General features: G+C 53.8%; 3 protein-coding genes and 1 pseudogene. All 4 read left to right on the forward strand.

The window, feature by feature from the left end; genetic code table 11:
• Positions 1-990: 990 nt before the first annotated feature.
• Positions 991-1,827 (forward strand): annotated as a pseudogene (locus KC820_RS13355) (haloalkane dehalogenase); the annotation flags it as partial.
• A gap of 69 nt (positions 1,828-1,896) precedes the next feature.
• The gene (locus KC820_RS13360; protein ID WP_216687973.1) at positions 1,897-2,688 is read left to right on the forward strand and encodes an APH(3')-II family aminoglycoside O-phosphotransferase; all 792 of its coding nucleotides are present in this window, start codon (positions 1,897-1,899) and stop codon (positions 2,686-2,688) included.
• Between the two features lie 372 nt (positions 2,689-3,060).
• On the forward strand, positions 3,061-3,921 hold the full coding sequence (locus KC820_RS12915; RefSeq protein ID WP_000027050.1) for a broad-spectrum class A beta-lactamase TEM-116: 861 nt from the start codon (positions 3,061-3,063) through the stop codon (positions 3,919-3,921).
• A 1,747-nt stretch (positions 3,922-5,668) separates the two neighbouring features.
• Complete coding sequence (locus KC820_RS12920; protein ID WP_212371658.1) at positions 5,669-7,321, forward strand: AMP-binding protein; 1,653 nt, start codon at positions 5,669-5,671, stop codon at positions 7,319-7,321.
• Positions 7,322-7,481 lie beyond the last annotated feature (160 nt).

Consider the following 7,481-nt stretch of genomic DNA (forward strand, 5'->3'; position numbering starts at 1 on the left):
TCGAGTCTAGAGTCGACCTGCAGGCATGCAAGCTGATCCGGCTGCTAACAAAGCCCGAAAGGAAGCTGAGTTGGCTGCTGCCACCGCTGAGCAATAACTAGCATAACCCCTTGGGGCGGCCGCTTCGAGCAGACATGATAAGATACATTGATGAGTTTGGACAAACCACAACTAGAATGCAGTGAAAAAAATGCTTTATTTGTGAAATTTGTGATGCTATTGCTTTATTTGTAACCATTATAAGCTGCAATAAACAAGTTAACAACAACAATTGCATTCATTTTATGTTTCAGGTTCAGGGGGAGATGTGGGAGGTTTTTTTAAGCAAGTAAAACCTCTACAAATGTGGTAAAATCGAATTTTAACAAAATATTAACGCTTACAATTTCCTGATGCGGTATTTTCTCCTTACGCATCTGTGCGGTATTTCACACCGCATACGCGGATCTGCGCAGCACCATGGCCTGAAATAACCTCTGAAAGAGGAACTTGGTTAGGTACCTTCTGAGGCGGAAAGAACCAGCTGTGGAATGTGTGTCAGTTAGGGTGTGGAAAGTCCCCAGGCTCCCCAGCAGGCAGAAGTATGCAAAGCATGCATCTCAATTAGTCAGCAACCAGGTGTGGAAAGTCCCCAGGCTCCCCAGCAGGCAGAAGTATGCAAAGCATGCATCTCAATTAGTCAGCAACCATAGTCCCGCCCCTAACTCCGCCCATCCCGCCCCTAACTCCGCCCAGTTCCGCCCATTCTCCGCCCCATGGCTGACTAATTTTTTTTATTTATGCAGAGGCCGAGGCCGCCTCGGCCTCTGAGCTATTCCAGAAGTAGTGAGGAGGCTTTTTTGGAGGCCTAGGCTTTTGCAAAAAGCTTGATTCTTCTGACACAACAGTCTCGAACCAAAGGCTGGAGCCACCATGGCTTCCAAGGTGTACGACCCCGAGCAACGCAAACGCATGATCACTGGGCCTCAGTGGTGGGCTCGCTGCAAGCAAATGAACGTGCTGGACTCCTTCATCAACTACTATGATTCCGAGAAGCACGCCGAGAACGCCGTGATTTTTCTGCATGGTAACGCTGCCTCCAGCTACCTGTGGAGGCACGTCGTGCCTCACATCGAGCCCGTGGCTAGATGCATCATCCCTGATCTGATCGGAATGGGTAAGTCCGGCAAGAGCGGGAATGGCTCATATCGCCTCCTGGATCACTACAAGTACCTCACCGCTTGGTTCGAGCTGCTGAACCTTCCAAAGAAAATCATCTTTGTGGGCCACGACTGGGGGGCTTGTCTGGCCTTTCACTACTCCTACGAGCACCAAGACAAGATCAAGGCCATCGTCCATGCTGAGAGTGTCGTGGACGTGATCGAGTCCTGGGACGAGTGGCCTGACATCGAGGAGGATATCGCCCTGATCAAGAGCGAAGAGGGCGAGAAAATGGTGCTTGAGAATAACTTCTTCGTCGAGACCATGCTCCCAAGCAAGATCATGCGGAAACTGGAGCCTGAGGAGTTCGCTGCCTACCTGGAGCCATTCAAGGAGAAGGGCGAGGTTAGACGGCCTACCCTCTCCTGGCCTCGCGAGATCCCTCTCGTTAAGGGAGGCAAGCCCGACGTCGTCCAGATTGTCCGCAACTACAACGCCTACCTTCGGGCCAGCGACGATCTGCCTAAGATGTTCATCGAGTCCGACCCTGGGTTCTTTTCCAACGCTATTGTCGAGGGAGCTAAGAAGTTCCCTAACACCGAGTTCGTGAAGGTGAAGGGCCTCCACTTCAGCCAGGAGGACGCTCCAGATGAAATGGGTAAGTACATCAAGAGCTTCGTGGAGCGCGTGCTGAAGAACGAGCAGACCGGTGGTGGGAGCGGAGGTGGCGGATCAGGTGGCGGAGGCTCCGGAGGGATTGAACAAGATGGATTGCACGCAGGTTCTCCGGCCGCTTGGGTGGAGAGGCTATTCGGCTATGACTGGGCACAACAGACAATCGGCTGCTCTGATGCCGCCGTGTTCCGGCTGTCAGCGCAGGGGCGCCCGGTTCTTTTTGTCAAGACCGACCTGTCCGGTGCCCTGAATGAACTGCAGGACGAGGCAGCGCGGCTATCGTGGCTGGCCACGACGGGCGTTCCTTGCGCAGCTGTGCTCGACGTTGTCACTGAAGCGGGAAGGGACTGGCTGCTATTGGGCGAAGTGCCGGGGCAGGATCTCCTGTCATCTCACCTTGCTCCTGCCGAGAAAGTATCCATCATGGCTGATGCAATGCGGCGGCTGCATACGCTTGATCCGGCTACCTGCCCATTCGACCACCAAGCGAAACATCGCATCGAGCGAGCACGTACTCGGATGGAAGCCGGTCTTGTCGATCAGGATGATCTGGACGAAGAGCATCAGGGGCTCGCGCCAGCCGAACTGTTCGCCAGGCTCAAGGCGCGCATGCCCGACGGCGAGGATCTCGTCGTGACCCATGGCGATGCCTGCTTGCCGAATATCATGGTGGAAAATGGCCGCTTTTCTGGATTCATCGACTGTGGCCGGCTGGGTGTGGCGGACCGCTATCAGGACATAGCGTTGGCTACCCGTGATATTGCTGAAGAGCTTGGCGGCGAATGGGCTGACCGCTTCCTCGTGCTTTACGGTATCGCCGCTCCCGATTCGCAGCGCATCGCCTTCTATCGCCTTCTTGACGAGTTCTTCTGAGCGGGACTCTGGGGTTCGAAATGACCGACCAAGCGACGCCCAACCTGCCATCACGATGGCCGCAATAAAATATCTTTATTTTCATTACATCTGTGTGTTGGTTTTTTGTGTGAATCGATAGCGATAAGGATCCTCTTTGCGCTTGCGTTTTCCCTTGTCCAGATAGCCCAGTAGCTGACATTCATCCGGGGTCAGCACCGTTTCTGCGGACTGGCTTTCTACGTAATGGTTTCTTAGACGTCAGGTGGCACTTTTCGGGGAAATGTGCGCGGAACCCCTATTTGTTTATTTTTCTAAATACATTCAAATATGTATCCGCTCATGAGACAATAACCCTGATAAATGCTTCAATAATATTGAAAAAGGAAGAGTATGAGTATTCAACATTTCCGTGTCGCCCTTATTCCCTTTTTTGCGGCATTTTGCCTTCCTGTTTTTGCTCACCCAGAAACGCTGGTGAAAGTAAAAGATGCTGAAGATCAGTTGGGTGCACGAGTGGGTTACATCGAACTGGATCTCAACAGCGGTAAGATCCTTGAGAGTTTTCGCCCCGAAGAACGTTTTCCAATGATGAGCACTTTCAAAGTTCTGCTATGTGGCGCGGTATTATCCCGTATTGACGCCGGGCAAGAGCAACTCGGTCGCCGCATACACTATTCTCAGAATGACTTGGTTGAGTACTCACCAGTCACAGAAAAGCATCTTACGGATGGCATGACAGTAAGAGAATTATGCAGTGCTGCCATAACCATGAGTGATAACACTGCGGCCAACTTACTTCTGACAACTATCGGAGGACCGAAGGAGCTAACCGCTTTTTTGCACAACATGGGGGATCATGTAACTCGCCTTGATCGTTGGGAACCGGAGCTGAATGAAGCCATACCAAACGACGAGCGTGACACCACGATGCCTGTAGCAATGGCAACAACGTTGCGCAAACTATTAACTGGCGAACTACTTACTCTAGCTTCCCGGCAACAATTAATAGACTGGATGGAGGCGGATAAAGTTGCAGGACCACTTCTGCGCTCGGCCCTTCCGGCTGGCTGGTTTATTGCTGATAAATCTGGAGCCGGTGAGCGTGGGTCTCGCGGTATCATTGCAGCACTGGGGCCAGATGGTAAGCCCTCCCGTATCGTAGTTATCTACACGACGGGGAGTCAGGCAACTATGGATGAACGAAATAGACAGATCGCTGAGATAGGTGCCTCACTGATTAAGCATTGGTAATTCGAAATGACCGACCAAGCGACGCCCAACCGGTATCAGCTCACTCAAAGGCGGTAATACGGTTATCCACAGAATCAGGGGATAACGCAGGAAAGAACATGTGAGCAAAAGGCCAGCAAAAGGCCAGGAACCGTAAAAAGGCCGCGTTGCTGGCGTTTTTCCATAGGCTCCGCCCCCCTGACGAGCATCACAAAAATCGACGCTCAAGTCAGAGGTGGCGAAACCCGACAGGACTATAAAGATACCAGGCGTTTCCCCCTGGAAGCTCCCTCGTGCGCTCTCCTGTTCCGACCCTGCCGCTTACCGGATACCTGTCCGCCTTTCTCCCTTCGGGAAGCGTGGCGCTTTCTCATAGCTCACGCTGTAGGTATCTCAGTTCGGTGTAGGTCGTTCGCTCCAAGCTGGGCTGTGTGCACGAACCCCCCGTTCAGCCCGACCGCTGCGCCTTATCCGGTAACTATCGTCTTGAGTCCAACCCGGTAAGACACGACTTATCGCCACTGGCAGCAGCCACTGGTAACAGGATTAGCAGAGCGAGGTATGTAGGCGGTGCTACAGAGTTCTTGAAGTGGTGGCCTAACTACGGCTACACTAGAAGGACAGTATTTGGTATCTGCGCTCTGCTGAAGCCAGTTACCTTCGGAAAAAGAGTTGGTAGCTCTTGATCCGGCAAACAAACCACCGCTGGTAGCGGTGGTTTTTTTGTTTGCAAGCAGCAGATTACGCGCAGAAAAAAAGGATTTCAAGAAGATCCTTTGATCTTTTCTACGGGGTCTGACGCTCAGTGGAACGAAAACTCACGTTAAGGGATTTTGGTCATGAGATTATCAAAAAGGATCTTCACCTAGATCCTTTTATAGTCCGGAAATACAGGAACGCACGCTGGATGGCCCTTCGCTGGGATGGTGAAACCATGAAAAATGGCAGCTTCAGTGGATTAAGTGGGGGTAATGTGGCCTGTACCCTCTGGTTGCATAGGTATTCATACGGTTAAAATTTATCAGGCGCGATTGCGGCAGTTTTTCGGGTGGTTTGTTGCCATTTTTACCTGTCTGCTGCCGTGATCGCGCTGAACGCGTTTTAGCGGTGCGTACAATTAAGGGATTATGGTAAATCCACTTACTGTCTGCCCTCGTAGCCATCGAGATAAACCGCAGTACTCCGGCCACGATGCGTCCGGCGTAGAGGATCGAGATCTACCGGGTAGGGGAGGCGCTTTTCCCAAGGCAGTCTGGAGCATGCGCTTTAGCAGCCCCGCTGGGCACTTGGCGCTACACAAGTGGCCTCTGGCCTCGCACACATTCCACATCCACCGGTAGGCGCCAACCGGCTCCGTTCTTTGGTGGCCCCTTCGCGCCACCTTCTACTCCTCCCCTAGTCAGGAAGTTCCCCCCCGCCCCGCAGCTCGCGTCGTGCAGGACGTGACAAATGGAAGTAGCACGTCTCACTAGTCTCGTGCAGATGGACAGCACCGCTGAGCAATGGAAGCGGGTAGGCCTTTGGGGCAGCGGCCAATAGCAGCTTTGCTCCTTCGCTTTCTGGGCTCAGAGGCTGGGAAGGGGTGGGTCCGGGGGCGGGCTCAGGGGCGGGCTCAGGGGCGGGGCGGGCGCCCGAAGGTCCTCCGGAGGCCCGGCATTCTGCACGCTTCAAAAGCGCACGTCTGCCGCGCTGTTCTCCTCTTCCTCATCTCCGGGCCTTTCGACCTGCAGCCCAAGCTTGGCAATCCGGTACTGTTGGTAAAGCCACCATGGAAGATGCCAAAAACATTAAGAAGGGCCCAGCGCCATTCTACCCACTCGAAGACGGGACCGCCGGCGAGCAGCTGCACAAAGCCATGAAGCGCTACGCCCTGGTGCCCGGCACCATCGCCTTTACCGACGCACATATCGAGGTGGACATTACCTACGCCGAGTACTTCGAGATGAGCGTTCGGCTGGCAGAAGCTATGAAGCGCTATGGGCTGAATACAAACCATCGGATCGTGGTGTGCAGCGAGAATAGCTTGCAGTTCTTCATGCCCGTGTTGGGTGCCCTGTTCATCGGTGTGGCTGTGGCCCCAGCTAACGACATCTACAACGAGCGCGAGCTGCTGAACAGCATGGGCATCAGCCAGCCCACCGTCGTATTCGTGAGCAAGAAAGGGCTGCAAAAGATCCTCAACGTGCAAAAGAAGCTACCGATCATACAAAAGATCATCATCATGGATAGCAAGACCGACTACCAGGGCTTCCAAAGCATGTACACCTTCGTGACTTCCCATTTGCCACCCGGCTTCAACGAGTACGACTTCGTGCCCGAGAGCTTCGACCGGGACAAAACCATCGCCCTGATCATGAACAGTAGTGGCAGTACCGGATTGCCCAAGGGCGTAGCCCTACCGCACCGCACCGCTTGTGTCCGATTCAGTCATGCCCGCGACCCCATCTTCGGCAACCAGATCATCCCCGACACCGCTATCCTCAGCGTGGTGCCATTTCACCACGGCTTCGGCATGTTCACCACGCTGGGCTACTTGATCTGCGGCTTTCGGGTCGTGCTCATGTACCGCTTCGAGGAGGAGCTATTCTTGCGCAGCTTGCAAGACTATAAGATTCAATCTGCCCTGCTGGTGCCCACACTATTTAGCTTCTTCGCTAAGAGCACTCTCATCGACAAGTACGACCTAAGCAACTTGCACGAGATCGCCAGCGGCGGGGCGCCGCTCAGCAAGGAGGTAGGTGAGGCCGTGGCCAAACGCTTCCACCTACCAGGCATCCGCCAGGGCTACGGCCTGACAGAAACAACCAGCGCCATTCTGATCACCCCCGAAGGGGACGACAAGCCTGGCGCAGTAGGCAAGGTGGTGCCCTTCTTCGAGGCTAAGGTGGTGGACTTGGACACCGGTAAGACACTGGGTGTGAACCAGCGCGGCGAGCTGTGCGTCCGTGGCCCCATGATCATGAGCGGCTACGTTAACAACCCCGAGGCTACAAACGCTCTCATCGACAAGGACGGCTGGCTGCACAGCGGCGACATCGCCTACTGGGACGAGGACGAGCACTTCTTCATCGTGGACCGGCTGAAGAGCCTGATCAAATACAAGGGCTACCAGGTAGCCCCAGCCGAACTGGAGAGCATCCTGCTGCAACACCCCAACATCTTCGACGCCGGGGTCGCCGGCCTGCCCGACGACGATGCCGGCGAGCTGCCCGCCGCAGTCGTCGTGCTGGAACACGGTAAAACCATGACCGAGAAGGAGATCGTGGACTATGTGGCCAGCCAGGTTACAACCGCCAAGAAGCTGCGCGGTGGTGTTGTGTTCGTGGACGAGGTGCCTAAAGGACTGACCGGCAAGTTGGACGCCCGCAAGATCCGCGAGATTCTCATTAAGGCCAAGAAGGGCGGCAAGATCGCCGTGTAATTCTAGTTGTTTGATCCGAATTCTGCAGATATCAACAAGTTTGTACAAAAAAGCTGAACGAGAAACGTAAAATGATATAAATATCAATATATTAAATTAGATTTTGCATAAAAAACAGACTACATAATACTGTAAAACACAACATATCCAGTCACTATGG

The organism is Allobacillus saliphilus, assembly GCF_018138385.1.
Lineage (GTDB): Bacteria > Bacillota > Bacilli > Bacillales > Alkalibacillaceae > Allobacillus > Allobacillus saliphilus.